The sequence below is a fragment of the Chryseobacterium sp. SC28 genome (assembly GCF_003932955.1).
Lineage (GTDB): Bacteria > Bacteroidota > Bacteroidia > Flavobacteriales > Weeksellaceae > Epilithonimonas.
On the sequence record NZ_QOVY01000016.1, the window covers coordinates 42,408 to 60,954 of the forward strand.

Below are 18,547 nucleotides of genomic sequence, written 5' to 3' on the forward strand. Positions count from 1 at the left end.
TCAATCACCCTGCTTGCTAAAGTGGGGTTTTTTCTTGATGTAAATAATAATTTCGTTAAATTTGTGAGGAAACAACCAATTGCAGATGAAAAGAACGCCCGAAATTTCCCCAAAACAAACTTTCACAAATCACGGACTTTATCTTCCAGAAACCGAATTCGATTCCTGTGGCGTTGGTTTTGTCGCCAATATAAAAGGCGTTAAGAGTTTCAAAATCGTAAGCGATGCCATCACAATGCTCGAAAATATGGAGCACCGAGGCGCAACAGGCTACGAAAGAAATACGGGAGATGGCGCCGGAATTCAATTGCAAATACCACACGAATTACTCTACGATGAGGCGCTGAACTATGGCATCGATTTGCCAGACCCCGGATTTTACGGCGTCGGGATGCTTTTCTTTCCTCAGAATAACTTTATAAGACAGGAATGCAAAGAGATTATTGAGCAATCTGCGGAAAAATTAGGACTCAAGATTTTGGGTTATCGTCCAGTTCCTGTCAATAATCTTGAGCTTGGAGATTTGGCGAAAAGCTTCGAACCTGTAATGGAGATGCTTTTTATCGAACGTCCTTTCGATACCGAAACGGAAAAAGATTTTGAAAGAAAACTCTTTGTTTTAAAGAATTATATTTCGCATCAGATTACAAGTGTCACCAGCAGCGATGCCATAGGTTTTTATGTCGCGTCGTTTTCCTGCAAAAAGATTATTTATAAAGGCCAGTTGCGCTCTGTTCAGATTCGCAATTATTTCAAAGATCTTACGGATGCCAGGCTTCGTTCAGCCTTTGGAATGGTGCATTCCCGTTTCGCAACCAACACCAATCCTACTTGGAGTCTTGCACAGCCTTTCCGCTTTTTATCGCATAATGGCGAGATCAATACCATCGGCGGCAATCTCAACTGGCTGCGTTCTGCAGAAAAAACATTCCAAAGTCCCAATTTCACGGCGCAGGAAATGGATATGATATTGCCAATCACAAAGCCAGGAAAATCCGATTCTTCCTATCTTGATAATATGGTAGAGCTGCTTTATCATTCAGGAAGATCGCTTCCGCATACGATGATGATGCTGATTCCAGAGGCTTGGGATGGTCACGATCAAATGGAGCAGTACAAAAAAGATTTTTACGAGTTTCACGCCTGTATGATGGAGCCTTGGGATGGTCCTGCATCTATTTCTTTTACAGACGGCGACGTGATTGGCGCCACTTTGGACCGAAACGGACTTCGCCCGTCAAGGTATTGTGTGACTTCCGATGATCGCGTCATAATGGCTTCAGAGTCGGGCGCGCTACCAGTAGATCCTCAAAAAGTGATTAAAAGAGGCCGCCTGCAGCCCGGGAAAATGTTTCTGGTGGATTTGAAAAAAGGAAAAATCATCAGCGATGAAGAACTGAAAAAGGAAATCTGTACTTCGCAGCCCTACAGAGATTGGCTGGATAAAATGAAGATTGATATTAATGAATTACCCAGCCCTAAAATTCGTTTTAACAGGTTACAATCCGAAGATATTTTCAAATATCAGAAAGCATTCGGCTATTCCAGAGAAGATCTGGATGTGGTGATAAAAGAAATGGCACAGTACGGAAAAGAACCAGTTGGTTCGATGGGTTTTGATGCGCCGCTGGCCGTGCTGAGTGAAAAGCCGCAGCATCTCAGTTCGTACTTCAAACAATTATTTGCTCAAGTTACGAATCCACCCATCGATCCCATCCGCGAAAAATTGGTGATGTCTCTCACAACGATTATTGGCGGAAGCGGCAACCTACTGCAGGAGGACAAGAATTTTGCCCATTCCATCAAACTAGATCATCCGATTCTTAATAATGAAGAACTCGAGAAATTGAGAAGCGTCGATACCGGTAAATTTCAATCCAAAACCATTTACACCTATTTCAAAGCAGATGGACAGGAGGGCAATCTTAGAAAAGCGATTGACAGGATTTGCCGATATGCCACAGATGCGGTGGACGACGGTTTCGAAGTAATCGTGCTTTCCGACCGATCGATGGATTCTGGTCACGCGACAATTCCTTCGCTATTGGCTTGCTCGGCTGTTCATCATCATCTGATTCGGAAAGGCGTTCGCAGAAAAATCGGTTTGGTAATGGAAGTCGGCGATGTTTGGGAAGTTCATCATTTTGCCACACTATTGGGCTTTGGTGCTACGGCTATCAATCCTTATCTCGCGTTGGCAAGCATACGAGAAATGTTTCATAAGCAAGAATTCGCAGCAGAAAGTACGCTGGAACAATTAAAAAGTAATTATAAAAAAGCAGTCGGCGACGGACTATTGAAAATATTTTCCAAAATGGGAATTTCGACTCTGCAATCCTATCACGGTGCCCAGATTTTCGAAATTGTCGGAATAGACAAAAGCGTTGTCACCACTTGCTTTACGGGCGCTATTTCGAGAATTAATGGGATTGGCTTTGATGAAATTGCAAAAGAAGCGCTGGAGAAACATTTCCATGCATTCGCTTCCAAAATTCAAGAAAATGTCTTGGAGCCTGGCGGAATCTATCAGTGGAAACCAGAAAATGAATACCATCAGTTCAATCCGCAATCCGTCCATCTGTTGCAGCAGGCCACTTGGAATAACCGTTACGATTTGTTCAAAAAATATTCAAGAACCGTGAATCAATTATCGGAGAAAGCGTCTTTATTAAGAGGTTTGATGGATTTTGAAAACGATCGACCACCTATTTCTATCGATGAAGTTGAACCTTTGGAAAATATCCTGAAACGCTTTGCAACGGGTGCGATGTCTTTCGGCTCGATTTCCTGGGAAGCTCATACAACGCTTGCAATTGCAATGAATAGAATCGGCGCAAAAAGCAATACGGGCGAAGGCGGCGAAGACGAAGATCGGTACGTCTTGAATGAAAATGGAGACAATTTGCGCTCGGCAATCAAGCAAGTGGCATCTGGGAGATTTGGCGTCACAGCCCGATATTTAGCCGAGGCCAACGAAATTCAAATTAAAATGGCACAAGGCGCAAAACCGGGAGAAGGCGGTCAATTGCCAGGATTCAAAGTGGATGAGTGGATTGGAAAAACCAGGCATTCTACGCCAGGCGTCGGTCTTATTTCGCCGCCTCCGCATCACGATATTTATTCTATTGAAGATTTGGCTCAATTAATTTTTGATTTGAAAAATGCCAATCGCGATGCAAGAATTTCGGTTAAATTGGTTTCAAAAGCGGGTGTAGGTACCATTGCATCGGGCGTTGCAAAAGCAAAGGCAGATCACATTCTTATTTCCGGCTATGATGGCGGAACGGGTGCTTCACCCATTAGTTCCACAAGGCATACCGGTTTACCTTGGGAATTGGGCTTGGCAGAAGCGCACCAGACTTTAATCAAAAATAAGCTGCGCCAGCGCGTCACTTTGCAGGTTGACGGCCAGGTAAAAACGGGTCGAGATATTGTCATCGCTACATTATTAGGTGCAGAAGAATGGGGCATTTCCACATCTGCTTTGATTGTGGAAGGTTGTATTTTGATGCGGAAATGCCATCTTAATACTTGTCCGGTCGGTATTGCTACTCAGAATGAAGAACTTCGAAAAAAATTTAAAGGCAAGCCTGAACATTTGGTGAGTTATTTCACTTTTTTGGCGATGGAGGTAAGAGAAATAATGGCCAGTCTGGGATTTAGAACGATCGACGAAATGGTAGGACAATCGCAATGTTTGACCACGAAAAAAGATATTTCGTTTTGGAAACATAAAAATATTGACCTAAGTCCGATTCTCTTCAAACCAGAAACCGATTTGCCAATCATTAAAAATGAAAATCAAGACCACGGCATCAATGATTCTCTTTCTTGGAAAATGTTGGAAGCTGCGAAGTTGGCAATCGAAGAAAATGGCACTGCGGAAGCTTATTTCCAAATTAAAAATACGGATAGAACAACCGGAACCATTCTCTCACACGAATTGACCAAAATATATAAATCAGAAGGAATGCCGGACGATTCCCTAAAATTCAATTTTAAAGGAACGGCTGGACAAAGTTTTGGCGCATTTTGTAGCAAAGGAATCACGATGATTCTTGAGGGTGATGCGAATGATTATTTTGGTAAAGGACTTTCGGGAGCCAAACTTGCGGTTTTTCACGATAAAGCATCAACTTTCAAAGCGCACGAAAACAGCATCATCGGAAATGTAGCTTTGTACGGAGCGACGTCGGGAAAAATTTTTGTTGCAGGAATGGCGGGCGAGCGTTTTGCGGTTCGGAATTCTGGTGCAACTGCAGTTGTAGAAGGTGTTGGCGATCACGGATGCGAATATATGACCGGCGGAACTGTTCTTATTCTTGGTAGAGTCGGAAGAAATTTCGGTGCCGGAATGAGCGGCGGAATTGCCTACGTTTGGGATACTGAAAGGTCGTTGGAAGAGAATTTCAATCCGGATATGGCAAATTTGGAAGGGATTACAGAAAATGATAGGTTTATAATCAAAACTTTGATTCAGGAGCATTTCGAAATGACGAATAGCGAATTGGCTTCTTATCTGTTAAGTGATTTCGAAAATAATTTAAAACACATCATCAAAGTCTATCCTCGTGACTATAAAAAAGCTATTGAAAATAAAATAAATGAATTGAAGTAATGGGAAAAGCAGACGGATTTTTATTATATGACAGAGAATTGCCCGAGAAACTTCCTGTGGAAGAAAGGATTAAGCATTATAAAGAATTTTACAAGCCGATTACCGCAGATTATCTGCACAAGCAGTCGGCACGCTGTATGAATTGTGGCATTCCGTTTTGTCAAAGTGGTTGCCCGCTCGGGAACATGATTCCGGAATTCAACGAGGCAGTTTACCAAGAGCAATGGGAAAAGGCTTATCAATTATTGATTTCTACCAATAATTTCCCCGAATTTACAGGCCGGATTTGTCCTGCGCCTTGTGAAGCGGCTTGCGTCTTGGGAATCAACAGTTTGCCGGTGACGATAGAGGAAGTGGAAAAAAACATCATCGAGATTGCCTTCGAAAAAGGTTTTGCGAAACCAATTATTCCGACATTCAGAACAGATAAGAAAGTGGCGGTCGTAGGTTCCGGCCCCGCAGGTTTGGCGGCAGCTTATCAATTAAATCAAATGGGACATTCGGTTACCGTTTTTGAACGTGACCCGGAAATTGGCGGATTACTGCGCTTTGGGATTCCGGATTTCAAATTGGATAAAAATATCGTTGAGCGGCGTGTGCAATGGATGAAAGAGGAAGGGATTGTTTTTAAAACAAATGTCCACGTTGGGGTTAATTATTCTGCAGAAGAACTCAATCGGAATTTTGATGCGGTCGTTCTGGCCTTGGGAAGTACAGTTCCAAGAGAATTGATGATTCCAAATCGTGATGCTAAAGGCGTTCATTTTGCGATGGATTATCTTTCCTTAAGCAACAAAAAAGTCAGCGGAATCGCATTTAACGAAAAAGATATTGATGCACGAGGGAAAAAAGTCGTCGTGATTGGCGGTGGAGACACAGGTTCAGATTGTATTGGAACGGCCAATCGGCAAGGTGCCGAGATTGTCTATCAAATCTATTACAAACCGATGCAACCTACGGAACGCGACGAAACGATGCCGTGGCCAACGATGCCAATGACCTTGCATATTACGTCGTCTCACGAAGAAGGCGTGGATAGGAAATGGTCCGTCAATTCCAAAGAATTTGTAAAAGATGAAAACGGAAATTTGACCGGAATCCGATTGGTAGAAGCGGAGTGGACAAAAGATGCCGACGGAAAATGGAATTTGTACACAGAAAAACCCAATTCAGAATTCGTCATCGATTGTGATTTGGCTTTCATTGCTTTGGGTTACACGCACGTGGAGCACAAAGGTTTGGTGGAGGATTTGAATATTCATCTGGATCCAAAAGGAAACCTTATCGGAAATGATAAAGAATTCAAGACCAATCAGACCAAATATTTCTCTTGCGGCGACGCCAGAAAAGGGCAGAGTCTCGTGGTTTGGGCCATTGCAGAAGGACGGAAATGTGCGCAGAAAGTGGATGCGTTTTTGAGTGAGTAAAGATTATTCTGTAAATATGTTAATTTTATTAATCGAGCCATTTTGGTTCGATTTTGCATTTAAATTGAATCACTGAATCGAAAAACTTCCCTGTTAAAAACTTCTCCTTTTCACTTGATTTAATCCTTTCGTATCTCGAAAAAAATCACCATATTTGTAAGCATTTTAACAAGATAATTTAACAAATCAAAAAGAAATATTGTTATTCTAACAAATTGAAAGAGTGATAATTGGCCTTTAACAAAAAAATATGAGTCAAAAAGAATATACAGCAAGCAGCATCCAGTCTTTGGAAGGAATGGAGCACGTGAGATTAAGACCATCGATGTACATCGGCGATGTGGGCTTCAGAGGTCTGCACCATTTGGTTTATGAAGTCGTAGATAACTCCATTGATGAGGCTCTGGCAGGCTATTGCGACACAATCACGGTGACCATCCACAAAGGCGAAAGCATCTCCGTCAAAGATAACGGACGAGGGATTCCTGTGGATCTTCACGAGAAAGAGCAAAAATCTGCCTTGGAGGTCGTGATGACCAAAATCGGTGCCGGCGGCAAATTCGATAAAGATTCTTACAAAGTTTCGGGCGGTCTCCACGGCGTGGGGGTTTCCTGTGTCAATGCACTTTCAACACTCCTGATAGCAACTGTGCGGCGCAAAGGCAAAGTCTATCAACAAAAATATTCCGAAGGCAAAGCACTGGCAGATGTCGCCGAAATTGGAGCAACCACCGAACGAGGAACCGAAATTTTCTTCCAACCCGATGCCACCATCTTCCAAGAACTGGTTTTCAATTACGAAACACTGGCCAACAGGCTCAGAGAGTTGGCTTTCCTTAATAAAGGAATCACCATTACGCTGATAGATGAAAGAGAGCCCAACGAAGACGGAAGCTTCCGCTCAGAAGTTTTTCATTCCGAAGGTGGCTTGAGAGAATTTGTAGAATACATCGACGAAAACCGCGAATCTATAATGGAGAACGTCATCTACATGGAAAGCGAACGAGAAGGCATTCCGGTAGAAGTCGCTATGCGCTACAACACGTCGTTTACAGAGAACCTCCATTCTTATGTCAACAACATCAATACCCACGAGGGCGGAACGCACTTGGCTGGTTTTCGCCGTGCTTTGACCAGAACGCTCAAAAAATATGCAGATGATCTGGGAATTCCGGCCAAAGAAAAAGTGGAGATCACGGGAGACGATTTCCGCGAAGGCCTTACCGCCGTGATTTCCGTAAAAGTGATGGAGCCACAATTCGAAGGACAGACCAAAACTAAATTAGGAAACTCCGAAGTTTCCGGAGCTGTGGACAAAATCGTTGGCGAAATGCTGACGAATTTCTTGGAAGAAAATCCGAACGAAGCCAAGATCATCGTGCAAAAAGTGGTTTTGGCAGCCAAAGCAAGACAGGCCGCGAAGAAAGCAAGGGAAATGGTTCAGAGAAAATCTCCGATGGGAGGCTCGGGCTTGCCGGGAAAATTGTCCGACTGTTCTTCCAAAGATCCGGCAGAATCGGAGTTGTTCTTGGTGGAGGGAGATTCCGCAGGCGGAACGGCGAAACAAGGTCGTGACCGTCATTTCCAAGCGATTTTACCTTTGAGAGGTAAGATTCTGAATGTCGAAAAATCGATGCTGCACAAAGTGTATGATAATGAGGAGATTAAAAATATTTATACCGCTTTAGGCGTTTCGGTAGGAACCGAAGAAGATTCCAAAGCTTTGAATATGAGCAAATTAAGATATCACAAAATTGTCATTATGACCGATGCCGATATCGACGGTTCTCACATTTCAACTTTGATTTTGACCTTCTTTTACCGTTTTATGACCGAGATGATCGAGAACGGCTATATCTACATTGCGCAGCCACCTTTGTACCTTTTGAAAAAAGGAAATAAAAAATTGTACGCCTACAACGAGAAAGAACGCGAACAATTTACTTTGGAATTAGCTCCCGACGGAAAAGGTGTAGAAGTTCAGCGTTACAAAGGTCTCGGAGAGATGAATCCGGAGCAACTCTGGGACACCACCTTGAACCCGGAAAACCGAATTCTGAAGCAAGTGACAATCGATAATGCGGTGGAAGCAGATTCAACTTTCTCAATGTTGATGGGAGATGACGTACCACCACGACGAGAGTTCATTGAAAAAAATGCCGTCTATGCAAGGATAGATGTTTAAAATAATTTTAAGCCTTCCAATTTTGGAAGGTTTTTTGTTGTCAAATTTAAAAACAAACTTATGAAAAATCTCATTGCTATTTTTTCTATCATAATAATACTGAGTTCCTGTAAGGATTCTAAAGTGAAAAATGGTGCTGCGGCAAGTAATGCCGATACTTTAACTACAAAAACATTTGCAATAGATTCGGTAAAAGTGGCAGATTCGGCGGTCATCAACAAAAATCTTACCAGTTCTTTTACCAAGCAACTGTTGGTGTTCCCAAGCATCAAGAATAAAGCTGTTTTGGATAGCATCTACAAAGTAGCCGGCATAAAAGAAAAATCTTACGACAAAAATTCTCTAAAAGCCGCTCTGACAAAGCAAATGCAAGAAAGCTTTGCAGCCAGCAAGAGGGATTCCCAAGATTGGACACCGGAATTCAAACAAAATTGGGACGAGACATCCACGATGAAGTTGGTTTCTCTCAGAGACAACGTTTTAACATTACTATATACCGGAAGCGGCTTCACAGGCGGTGCGCACGGCTATTTTTTCGAAAGATATAAAGTTTTTGATCTTAATAAAAACAAAGTCATCACGCTTAAAGATCTGTTCATAAATCCGAAAGATCCGGCTTGGGACGGCATTCTGAGAAGCCATTTCGAGCAGCCGGAACAAAAAGAAATGCTTCTCGTAGATCAAATTATGCCAAATAGTAATTTCTTTTTTGATGACCGGAAAATCACCTTCGTTTACAACGAATATGAAATCACAGCGTACGCGGCCGGCGTGGTTTACATCACCATCAATTTTTCTGAAATCAAAAACAAGCTCAAACCCGAGTTCGTGGCACAGTATAAAATTAAATAAATTTTTTAAAAAATGTATGCTAATACCTAAACAAACGTCTTATGAACCAGCAGAATTTCAAAAATCACCGCAAATATTATCCTTTGCACCACTTTATCTTCTTTCCGGTATCATTGGTTATGTTGGGATTTGCCATTTCCCGCATTTGGAAATACAGCAGCAACGGAGATCTCGCTTGGATTTGGATTGCAATCTCGGCTCTTATCTTGCTGATAATTGTGCTCGCGGTAATGCTGCGACAGCATTATGCATTGGGGTTGCAAGACAGAATCATTATTAATGAATTCAAGTTGCGATACTATTTTTTGACCGGTGCAACGCTCGAAAGTTTACCTTATCAGTTTTCGAAATCGCAAATTTTTGCACTTCGTTTTGCGGAAGACGAAGAACTCATCGATCTGATGAATAAAACCATAGAGAATGATTGGCCGGCGCAGACCATCAAGCAAAATATCAAGCATTGGAAGGCAGATTACAGCCGGGTTTAAATGAATTTTTATCGATTTAAAATTAGATTTAAAAAAAAGTAGAAAAATACTCTCGACATTCCCGGAGTATTTTTATTTTTGGCGAGATGAAAGCTGCCTTCATAATCAACCCGTTTTCTGCCAAGAAAAATCCTCAGCCCTTTCTCGACGAGCTCTTGCAAAAAGTTGAAAATCCACTTTATTTAGTCTCTAAATCTTTGGACGATACGAGCCATTTCATCGATCAACATTGGGAAAACATTGATGTATTTGTAGCCGTTGGGGGCGATGGTACTATTTCCGGCGTAGCCCAAAAACTGATAAATTCGGAGAAAATATTGGCCGTTTTTCCGGCCGGCTCCGGGAATGGTTTTTCAAATGAAAATAACTTTACCAAAAATATTTCTACATTATTGAATAAGATAAAAAAAGGAAAATTCCGCGAGATTGATACCTTTTCGGTGAATGGACATTTTTCCATCAACGTTTCAGGAACCGGATTTGACGGTAAAGTTGTGAAGGAATTTGAGAAAACAAACCGAGGTTTCAAGAATTATATCAAAGTTTCGATCAAAACTTTTTTCAATTATAAGCCTATTAAAATCAAATTCAGCGAAGAAAACTATAAAAAGTACAATGGGAAATATCTTATGCTAAATGTTGCCAACACGCGGCAGTTCGGGAACAACGCATACATTGCGCCGATGGCGAGCAAAAGTGACGGCTTGGTAGATTTGGTTTTGGTGAGGAAGTTTCCGTTGTACTATTCTCCTTTCTTCGCTTACCGAATGTTTACAAAACGCCTCACAGAAGATGATTACGTCACCTATCTTCCGGTTTCGGAAATCGAATTCAAAGTCAATACCAAAACCTGGCACATCGATGGTGAATTCAAGAAAATCAAATCTCCGATTCACATCAAAGTTTTGCCAAGGAGTTTGAGGGTTTTAGTTTGATGATTGCAATTCTTTTTCAGCTTTCTGCAAAATTTTAACGAATTCCCTGAGCTCATCTTTACCAAATTCATAGATGCTTTGCGTATAATAATCAGTAGGAAATGTGAAATAATTGATCCAGCTCTTTGAACTTTCTTTGTAGACAGCACCAATTTCAATGTTGTTCATCAAGGTAAATTTGTATTTCTTTTCGGAATTACCAATCCGTTCATTTTCTTTTTGCTCCAAAGTTTGAAGAGATTGAATAAGTTTTGACAGTTCACTTTTTTCAACGGTCAAAGTTTTTTTCGAAATCCGGTCAAAAGTTTCATATTCCATCATCAATCCAAGAGACGTTTCTGCCGAGTTATCAGACAGATCTTTCAACGTGATTTTTTGAATGTTAAGATTCTTGAATTTTGCAAGGTCGATGATTTCCTTTTTCTTTAAGGACATCTTTTTTCGATATTATTTTAAGTCCCCCTGAACTTGCAGAAGAACTGTTGAAAGTTGGAGGTTTTTCTTGAGCTATAATCGATAGTCCAATAAAACACAAGAAGATGCTAATGATTTTTTTCACGAGATAGGTTTTAGCTTTTTCGCTAATTTAAAAAGAAATATTTTACGAAGAGAAAAATTTTGCGAGGATTCTCCTTTCTTCGCTTACCGAATGTTTACAAAACGCCTCACAGAAGATGATTACGTCACCTATCTTCCGGTTTCGGGAATCGAATTCAGAGTCAATACCAAAACTTGGCACATCGATGGAGAATTCAAGAAAATCAAATCTCCGATTCATATCAAAGTTTTGCCAAGGAGTTTGAGTGTTTTAGTGTAGAATTTACAACAAAAATGCCCCAAAACAGTATTTAACTATTTTTGGGGCAATCCCAAATTTTATGGTGATTAAAAAAATAATCTAATTATAACGAGGCCGAATGTACAAGCAAGTCAGCCAATTTATTAGAATAGCCCCACTCGTTGTCGTACCAAGAAACTAATTTTACGAATGTCGGGTTCAGCATAATCCCGGCTTCTTTGTCGAAGATGGAAGTTCTAGAATCGCTTACGAAATCCTGAGAAACAACGGATTCTTCAGTATATCCAAGGATACCTTTCAGTTCTCCTTCCGAGGCTGTTTTTATGGCAGCACAGATTTCTTCGTAAGAAGTTGGTTTTTCCAATTTCACAGTTAAATCTACCACAGAAACATCCGGCGTTGGTACTCTGAAAGACATGCCGGTCAATTTTCCGTTAAGAGAAGGGATTACTTTTCCTACTGCTTTTGCAGCCCCTGTGGAAGAAGGGATAATGTTGTTGAGCGCAGATCTCCCGCCTCTCCAGTCTTTTGCAGATGGGCCATCCACAGTTTTTTGAGTTGCAGTGGTAGCGTGTACCGTTGTCATAAGACCTTCGGCAATACCGAAGTTGTCGTGGACTACTTTTGCCAACGGCGCCAAACAGTTGGTCGTGCAGGATGCGTTGGAAAAGATGGTAACGTCGTCTGTTAAGGTGTTGTGGTTTACTCCCATTACAAACATCGGCGTGTCATCTTTCGGTGGTGCAGAAAGAACCACTTTTTTTGCACCGGCGTTGATGTGAGCCTGCGCCGTTTCCTTAGAAAGAAATAATCCGGTGGATTCTACGATATATTCTGCGCCCACTTCGTTCCATTTTAGGTTGTTAGGATCTTTCTCTGCAGTGACGCGGATTGTTTTTCCGTTGACGACAAGGTTGTTTCCTTGTACCGATACTTCTCCTTTGAATGGGCCGTGGACTGAATCATACTTTAGCATGTACGCCATGTAAGCTGCATCGATAAGGTCATTAATCCCTACCACTTCGATGTTTTCTCTCTCGGTCATTGCTCTGAAAACTAAACGTCCGATTCTTCCGAATCCGTTAATTCCTACTTTAATTGTTGACATATTATTTTAAAATATTAAGGTTTTTTTGTTCAATAAATCTACGAAAAATTAAGCAATTACATCGCCAAAATCTCAGCTATTTTGAGCAGATCTTTGTCGATTTCGTTATGTTTTTTGATGGCTTCTTCTATGGGTGTGTAGACGATTTTGTTCGATTGCATTCCCACCATCACTTTGTTTTTTCCTTCCATCAAGCCGATGACCGCGCCATAACCAAGGTTGCTGGCCAGCACCCGGTCTGCACAGCTTGGCGAGCCGCCTCTCTGGATATGCCCTAGAACTGTTACCCGGATGTCGTAGTTTGGGAATTCTTTTTTGGTGGCCTTCGCAAGATCATAAATATTTGCTAATTCTTCACCTTCTGCAACCACCACGATGCTGGACGATTTGCCCACTTTCTCCGCAGTTCTGAAAGTGTTGAACAGATCTTCTATTTTGTCTTTTCTTTCGGGGATCAGGATATCCAAAGCGCCCGTTGCTATGCCGCTGTTGAGCGCAATAAAACCGGCATCACGCCCCATCACTTCTACAAAGAAAACACGGTTGTGAGAAGTAGCCGTATCCCGGATTTTGTCGATGGCATCCATTGCGGTGTTTAGCGCTGTATCGTAACCGATGGTTTGATCGGTTCCGAAGATGTCATTGTCGATCGTTCCGGGAATACCTATGACTTTGACCCCATATTCTTCGTTGAAGATCTTGGCGCCGGTAAAACTTCCGTCGCCCCCGATGCAGACTAAAGCATCGATGCCCAGCTTTTGACATTGCTCAAAGGCTTTCTTTCGGCCTTCCGGTGTCATAAATTCTTTGGATCTTGCCGATTTGAGGATGGTTCCCCCTTGATTGATAATATTTTTTACGGATCGTGGTCCCATCTTTATCACATCACCTGCAATCAGTCCGTTGTAACCCTCGCGGATTCCGTAACAGTCGATATCATAGTGGTTTGCTGTTCTTACAACAGCTCTAAGAGCAGCGTTCATGCCCGGAGCATCGCCACCGGAAGTAAAAACTGCTATAGATTTCATGTTGTTTTCTGCCATATTCAATTTTTTTCAAGGCAAATTTACGAAATATGAACCATATCAAAGAATGACTTTTATACTATGCTGTAATTATATTTTTTGACAAAGGCTGGAGAAATTTGGTAAATATGACAAATATTAGAATTAATTCCTGCAGGGGCTGGGGAACTTTTATTATATTTACGACAGTTAAAAAATTTGAAATTATTATCTGATGATTAGGAAATCGCAAGATTCCATTAATATAGAACTAACACATTAAAATTATTAAAAATTAAATTATGAAAGTTACCGTAGTTGGAGCAGGCGCAGTGGGAGCAAGCTGTGCAGAATACATCGCGATGAAAAACTTCGCGGCTGAAGTTGTTTTGGTAGACATCAAGGAGGGTTTTGCCGAAGGAAAAGCAATGGATCTGATGCAGACCGCATCGCTGAATGGATTTGATACCAAAATTACCGGAACCACGGGAGATTATTCCAAAACTGCCGGTTCCAAAGTAGCAGTAATTACTTCTGGAATCCCCCGAAAGCCCGGAATGACGCGTGAAGAATTAATCGGTATCAATGCGGGAATCGTAAAAGAAGTGGCTCAGAACTTGGTGAAACATTCTCCGGACGTCATCCTCATCGTGGTTTCTAATCCGATGGATACGATGACTTATTTGGTTCATAAAACATCCGGACTTCCAAAAGAAAGAATCATAGGAATGGGTGGTGCGTTGGATTCCGCAAGATTCAAATACCGACTGGCAGAAGCATTGGAAAGTCCAATTTCTGATGTGGACGGAATGGTAATCGCAGCGCATTCTGACACCGGAATGTTACCACTGTACAGCAAAGCAACAAGAAACGGCGTTCCAGTTTCCGAATTCCTGAGCGATGAGCAAAAAGCTAGCGTAATTGAAGAAACTAAAGTCGGAGGCGCCACATTGACAAAATTATTAGGAACTTCTGCTTGGTACGCACCGGGCGCGGCAGTTTCTGTGATGGTTCAGGCCATCCTGTGCGATCAGAAAAAAATGATCCCTTGTTCCTTGATGCTGGAAGGCGAGTACGGACAAAACGACATCTGCTTGGGCGTTCCTGCCATTATCGGAAAAAATGGTATAGAAAAAATCGTGAATATCTCTTTGACCGTGGAAGAACAGTTGAAGTTTGCAGAAGCCGCCCAGGCCGTTCGCGATGTGAATGGAGATTTGAAGTTTTAATTTTTAAGATTTTTGATATAAATAAATCAATCAAACCGTCCTGAATATTTTGGGACGGTTTTTTATTTTTTGATCCGGTGAATTTTATTGATTTGTTTCATTCTTAGATCCTCAAACTTTAATATAAACTTCATATTCCAAAAACATTGAATGCCGTAAATTTGGACTCAATAAAAAGTAATTCAATGTTCAGAAAAATTCAGATTTTTGTTTTAGCGGTTGCTACATTTGGGATTGTCAGTGCGCAGAAAACCAAATTAAATTCAGGAGAAAGACCCAAATTGGTTGTCGGGTTGGTCGTAGATCAAATGCGTTGGGACTATCTCTACCGATTTGAGAAAAAATTTGGGCAAGGCGGTTTCCAAAGGCTTTTGGGCGAAGGTTATTCTCTTAATAATGTTCATATTCCCTACATCCCGACGGTTACGGCCATTGGTCATGCCTCTATTTATACCGGTTCGGTTCCTTCGATTCACGGCATTGCCGGAAACGATTGGACGGACAGAGATACCGGTAAAAATGTTTATTGTACAACAGATGACAGCGTCAATCCTGTCGGGACCAACGATAGAAAGATCGGCAGCCATTCACCCAAAAATCTTTGGTCCACCACGGTGACCGATCAGTTGAGAATTGCAAGTAATTTCCGATCAAAAGTCGTCGGCGTTTCTCTCAAGGACCGCGCTTCCATTTTGCCGGCCGGCCATAATCCCACGGGCGCTTTTTGGTTTGATGACTCAACCGGAAATTTCGTTACGAGTTCTTATTATATGAATGAGTTGCCAAAATGGGTAACGGATTTTAACAATCAAAAAATTTCGGAAAAACTATTGGCAAATGGCTGGCAAACAGCTTTGCCCATTGCCGAATACACAGAAAGTACGGCCGATAACGCAGAATGGGAAAATCCAGTTGGGACAGCAAAAGAACCCGTTTTCCCATATAAAAATCTTTTGGCAGATTACGCAAGTAAAAAAGGCGTCATCCGCACGACACCTTTTGGAAATACTTTGACATTGAAGTTTGCAGAAGCAGCTTTGGATAATTATGCTTTAGGAAAAGGCTCGGAAACCGATTTTCTTGCCATCAATCTGGCTTCTACAGATTATGTAGGTCATTCTTATGGCCCCAATTCTATTGAGGTAGAAGATACTTACATCAGATTGGACCAAGATTTGGCCACGTTTTTCAAAATGCTGGACGAAAAAGTCGGAAAAAACAATTATCTGGTATTCCTCTCCGCAGATCACGGCGCTGCCAACGCCGAGGGATTTCTGAAAGCCAACAAAATACTCGGCGGATTCTTTGATGAAGGAATGGCGAAAAATCTGGGCGCCGAATTAGAGAAAAAATATGCCAATTCTAAATTGGTCTTAGCCGTCGATAATTACCAAATCTATCTCAATCAAAATCTGATCAAAGAAAAAAATCTGGACGAAGAGGATATCAAAACCACCATCATCAATAGTCTGAACAGAGACCCAAGAGTGCTGTACGCCGTCGATCTCAAGAAAATCGGGTCGTCTGCCATTCCGGAACCAATTAAAACCAGAATAATTAATGGTTACAACTGGCAACGGAGCGGCGATATCCAACTGATTTCGCACGACGGAATGTTGCCAAATTATGCAAAAAAAGGGACAACACACAGCGTTTGGAATTCCTACGATTCCCACATTCCACTGATTTTTATGGGCTGGGGCATCAAGCACGGCGAGAGCAATGCGGATTATAATATGACGGATATTGCACCAACTATTTCGGCATTATTGCATATCGAGTTCCCAAGCGGAAACATTGGAAAGCCAATTGCAGAGGTGATTGGAAGGTAAAAGAGAGAGTTAGAGATTAGAATGTAGAAGTTAGATTGTAATTCTCTGCTTTAATTTTAAGAAAAAATATAAAAACCCAATTTTGTCATTCTCGAAAAATCCAATTATGAAGATTCCGACAGAATGACATTTTTTTGCAGAAATTTGCAGTTGAATATGAAATTACAGGAAAAAGACGTTTTCGATTTGCTGGATGAGAAAGCGGATTTCTACAATTCTATCGATTTTATCACAGATGATCCGATTCAGATTCCGCACCGTTTTTCTTTGAAACAAGATATCGAGATTGCCGGATTTTTGTCGGCGAGCATCGCTTGGGGAAACCGGAAGTCCATCATCACTGACGCAAATAAAATGATAGATTTGATGGGGAATTCGCCTTACGATTTCGTGATGAATTTTCAGGATTCTGATTTGCAAAATATTCCCCAAAAGGCGATTCACAGGACCTTCAATCACGAGGATTTTATCTTTTTTTTAAAGAATTTTCGGCGGATTTATAGCAAGTTTGACAGTCTGGAAGACGCGTTTCTCCTCAATGAAAACGAAACCGATTTCTATCATTCCATTGAACGTTTCCGAAGTCACTTCATCTCTGAAAAACACCGCGGAGAGAAGCACTTGAGTTCGCCTTACAAAAACTCGGCCTCTAAAAGGTTGCTAATGTTTTTGCGCTGGATGGTTCGGAAAGACAAAAAAGGTGTGGATTTTGGCATTTGGGAAAATATCGACGCGCGGTTTTTATCTCTTCCGCTGGACGTTCATACGGCCAATATTTCGCGAAAACTTGGCATTCTTAGCAGAAAACAAAACGATTGGAAAGCCGTTTCGGAATTGGATTTGATTCTTAGAAAATATAAGCCCGATGATCCTGCGATCTATGATTTTGCCTTGTTTGGATTGGGCGTTTCAAAGGAATTTGAATAAAAGAACCGACCCTTTAGGAGCCGGCTCAGTAGATAAAAACATCTCATTTTTTTAGTTAAACAACAACAAAAAAGGACAGCCGACAATGCTATCCTTAAATTTTTATATCAAATTTAGTTTGAGTGATTCTGATTGAAAATAAATACGCGATCAAAACGATTTTTCTTAATCTTATGATGTAAATTTAGAAAGAAAAACAATACGGAATGTAAACTGAATGTTAAAATTTCATGCTTATCAACATTTTTTTGTGGATAAGTCTAATACTCCTGAATTAGAACTTCGGAGGGGATATGAAGTTTCTCGCTCAGATTTCTAATCATTTCCAACGAAAGTCTTCTTTTTTTATTCAGAATTTCGCTGGCTCTGCTTTTCAAACCGATGATTTTTGCCAGATCGTTTTGTGAGAAATTCAGCTGTTCCATTCGGAATTTGATGGCTTCTATTGGGTCGGGAAGTTCTATCGGGAAATTTTCATTCTCATATTTTTCTAGGAGAATCCCAAGGATTTCCAGTTCATCACCTTCTTTTGAATTTGGTTTTGCATCGAAAATATCTTCCAGCCTTTCCAAAGCTTGCTTGTAATCTTGTTCGGTTTTTATTGGTTTTAGATTTTTCATTGTTTAAATTTTGTTGGCGTCGATTTTATCATATTCTGCGTGAGTTCCGATGAACCTTATCCACATCATCGTGTAATCAAAATTAATCTTGACAATCAGTCTGTAATTATTGCCTTTGATATTGAAACAAACCCGATTGTCTTTTAAAATGCTTGCACTTGGGAAATCGTTTTTCATTTCATTCAGATTTTTCCAATTCGAATTTTCTGCTTCTTGATACCAAGCTTTCAATTGTTGTTCACAATCAGAATGAATTTCCCAGAATTCCCTCAATATCTTTTTTGCAATAACTCTCACACTTATTTTTTACAAATATAAAACAAAAAATTCCCAATATGGGAATTTTAGTTATAATTATTGGGAAAATGTAATAAATAATAATTGAACTATGTCTTTTTAAACATTCCTACCAGGTCAAACGCATTAAAATTTCAATAACTCCTGCAAGTAATCTAAATTCCAAGAGGCGATTTTTCTCATTCTTTTAATGCTTATTTTCTTGTTTTCTGCTTGTTTTTCTTGT

15 protein-coding genes are annotated in these 18,547 nt (G+C 40.9%); 10 read left to right on the plus strand and 5 right to left on the minus strand.

The window, feature by feature from the left end; all coding sequences use genetic code 11:
• Positions 1-85: 85 nt before the first annotated feature.
• From gltB to DTW91_RS09675, 6 genes are all read left to right on the plus strand, one after another.
• Positions 86-4,618, plus strand: a complete 4,533-nt coding sequence (gltB, locus tag DTW91_RS09645) for a glutamate synthase large subunit (RefSeq protein WP_125203176.1) — start codon at positions 86-88, stop codon at positions 4,616-4,618.
• Positions 4,618-6,045 (plus strand): glutamate synthase subunit beta, encoded by a 1,428-nt coding sequence (locus DTW91_RS09650; protein WP_125203177.1) that lies wholly within the window; start codon positions 4,618-4,620, stop codon positions 6,043-6,045. Before gltB ends, DTW91_RS09650 begins: the two co-directional genes overlap by 1 nt.
• Before the next feature lie 250 nt (positions 6,046-6,295).
• Positions 6,296-8,230, plus strand: a complete 1,935-nt coding sequence (gene gyrB / locus DTW91_RS09655; RefSeq protein ID WP_125203178.1) for a DNA topoisomerase (ATP-hydrolyzing) subunit B — start codon at positions 6,296-6,298, stop codon at positions 8,228-8,230.
• A 60-nt stretch (positions 8,231-8,290) separates the two neighbouring features.
• Positions 8,291-9,082, plus strand: coding sequence for an RsiV family protein (locus tag DTW91_RS09660; RefSeq protein WP_125203179.1), 792 nt, complete (start codon positions 8,291-8,293; stop codon positions 9,080-9,082).
• 41 nt (positions 9,083-9,123) lie between these two features.
• Positions 9,124-9,570 carry a DUF6526 family protein gene (locus DTW91_RS12885; protein WP_228412702.1) on the plus strand — a complete coding sequence of 149 codons (447 nt, stop codon included), beginning with the start codon at positions 9,124-9,126 and terminating at the stop codon, positions 9,568-9,570.
• Positions 9,571-9,656: 86 nt separating this feature from the next.
• Complete coding sequence (locus DTW91_RS09675) at positions 9,657-10,505, plus strand: diacylglycerol/lipid kinase family protein (RefSeq protein WP_125203182.1); 849 nt, start codon at positions 9,657-9,659, stop codon at positions 10,503-10,505.
• Here the strand turns inward: DTW91_RS09675 and DTW91_RS09680 are convergent.
• Positions 10,497-10,940 carry a hypothetical protein gene (locus tag DTW91_RS09680; RefSeq protein ID WP_125203183.1) on the minus strand — a complete coding sequence of 148 codons (444 nt, stop codon included), beginning with the start codon at positions 10,938-10,940 and terminating at the stop codon, positions 10,497-10,499. The genes DTW91_RS09675 and DTW91_RS09680 overlap by 9 nt on opposite strands.
• A gap of 214 nt (positions 10,941-11,154) precedes the next feature.
• Here DTW91_RS09680 and DTW91_RS09685 point away from each other — a divergent pair, with 214 nt between their 5' ends.
• On the plus strand, positions 11,155-11,322 hold the full coding sequence (locus DTW91_RS09685) for a hypothetical protein (protein ID WP_228412703.1): 168 nt from the start codon (positions 11,155-11,157) through the stop codon (positions 11,320-11,322).
• A gap of 85 nt (positions 11,323-11,407) precedes the next feature.
• On the opposite strand, the gene gap is transcribed toward DTW91_RS09685, so the two are convergent.
• Complete coding sequence (gene gap / locus DTW91_RS09690) at positions 11,408-12,412, minus strand: type I glyceraldehyde-3-phosphate dehydrogenase (RefSeq protein ID WP_125203184.1); 1,005 nt, start codon at positions 12,410-12,412, stop codon at positions 11,408-11,410.
• Positions 12,413-12,468: 56 nt separating this feature from the next.
• A complete protein-coding gene (gene pfkA / locus DTW91_RS09695; RefSeq protein WP_125203185.1) occupies positions 12,469-13,455 on the minus strand; it encodes a 6-phosphofructokinase in 987 nt (328 codons plus the stop codon).
• Positions 13,456-13,718: 263 nt separating this feature from the next.
• Here pfkA and DTW91_RS09700 point away from each other — a divergent pair, with 263 nt between their 5' ends.
• From DTW91_RS09700 to DTW91_RS09710, 3 genes are all read left to right on the plus strand, one after another.
• Positions 13,719-14,645 (plus strand): malate dehydrogenase, encoded by a 927-nt coding sequence (locus DTW91_RS09700; RefSeq protein WP_125203186.1) that lies wholly within the window; start codon positions 13,719-13,721, stop codon positions 14,643-14,645.
• A gap of 185 nt (positions 14,646-14,830) precedes the next feature.
• The gene (gene pafA / locus DTW91_RS09705) at positions 14,831-16,477 is read left to right on the plus strand and encodes an alkaline phosphatase PafA (RefSeq protein WP_125203187.1); all 1,647 of its coding nucleotides are present in this window, start codon (positions 14,831-14,833) and stop codon (positions 16,475-16,477) included.
• Between the two features lie 156 nt (positions 16,478-16,633).
• A complete protein-coding gene (locus DTW91_RS09710; protein WP_125203188.1) occupies positions 16,634-17,404 on the plus strand; it encodes a TIGR02757 family protein in 771 nt (256 codons plus the stop codon).
• 260 nt (positions 17,405-17,664) lie between these two features.
• Here DTW91_RS09710 and DTW91_RS09715 read toward each other — a convergent pair whose 3' ends face one another.
• Both DTW91_RS09715 and DTW91_RS09720 read right to left on the minus strand, forming a co-directional pair.
• Positions 17,665-18,024 carry a type II toxin-antitoxin system HigA family antitoxin gene (locus DTW91_RS09715; protein ID WP_125203189.1) on the minus strand — a complete coding sequence of 120 codons (360 nt, stop codon included), beginning with the start codon at positions 18,022-18,024 and terminating at the stop codon, positions 17,665-17,667.
• 3 nt (positions 18,025-18,027) lie between these two features.
• Positions 18,028-18,321 (minus strand): type II toxin-antitoxin system HigB family toxin, encoded by a 294-nt coding sequence (locus DTW91_RS09720; RefSeq protein ID WP_125203190.1) that lies wholly within the window; start codon positions 18,319-18,321, stop codon positions 18,028-18,030.
• Positions 18,322-18,547 lie beyond the last annotated feature (226 nt).

What these genes read in the sequence shown, in the direction of transcription:
- DTW91_RS12885 (WP_228412702.1), top strand. Translation starts at nt 9,124, where the DNA reads ATGAACCAGCAGAATTTCAAAAATCACCGCAAATATTATCCTTTGCAC.
- DTW91_RS09675 (WP_125203182.1), top strand. Translation starts at nt 9,657, where the DNA reads ATGAAAGCTGCCTTCATAATCAACCCGTTTTCTGCCAAGAAAAATCCT.
- DTW91_RS09680 (WP_125203183.1), bottom strand. Translation starts at nt 10,940, where the DNA reads ATGTCCTTAAAGAAAAAGGAAATCATCGACCTTGCAAAATTCAAGAAT.
- DTW91_RS09700 (WP_125203186.1), top strand. Translation starts at nt 13,719, where the DNA reads ATGAAAGTTACCGTAGTTGGAGCAGGCGCAGTGGGAGCAAGCTGTGCA.
- DTW91_RS09660 (WP_125203179.1), top strand. Translation starts at nt 8,291, where the DNA reads ATGAAAAATCTCATTGCTATTTTTTCTATCATAATAATACTGAGTTCC.
- pfkA (WP_125203185.1), bottom strand. Translation starts at nt 13,455, where the DNA reads ATGGCAGAAAACAACATGAAATCTATAGCAGTTTTTACTTCCGGTGGC.
- gyrB (WP_125203178.1), top strand. Translation starts at nt 6,296, where the DNA reads ATGAGTCAAAAAGAATATACAGCAAGCAGCATCCAGTCTTTGGAAGGA.
- pafA (WP_125203187.1), top strand. Translation starts at nt 14,831, where the DNA reads ATGTTCAGAAAAATTCAGATTTTTGTTTTAGCGGTTGCTACATTTGGG.
- DTW91_RS09685 (WP_228412703.1), top strand. Translation starts at nt 11,155, where the DNA reads ATGTTTACAAAACGCCTCACAGAAGATGATTACGTCACCTATCTTCCG.
- gltB (WP_125203176.1), top strand. Translation starts at nt 86, where the DNA reads ATGAAAAGAACGCCCGAAATTTCCCCAAAACAAACTTTCACAAATCAC.
- DTW91_RS09710 (WP_125203188.1), top strand. Translation starts at nt 16,634, where the DNA reads ATGAAATTACAGGAAAAAGACGTTTTCGATTTGCTGGATGAGAAAGCG.
- gap (WP_125203184.1), bottom strand. Translation starts at nt 12,412, where the DNA reads ATGTCAACAATTAAAGTAGGAATTAACGGATTCGGAAGAATCGGACGT.
- DTW91_RS09650 (WP_125203177.1), top strand. Translation starts at nt 4,618, where the DNA reads ATGGGAAAAGCAGACGGATTTTTATTATATGACAGAGAATTGCCCGAG.
- DTW91_RS09715 (WP_125203189.1), bottom strand. Translation starts at nt 18,024, where the DNA reads ATGAAAAATCTAAAACCAATAAAAACCGAACAAGATTACAAGCAAGCT.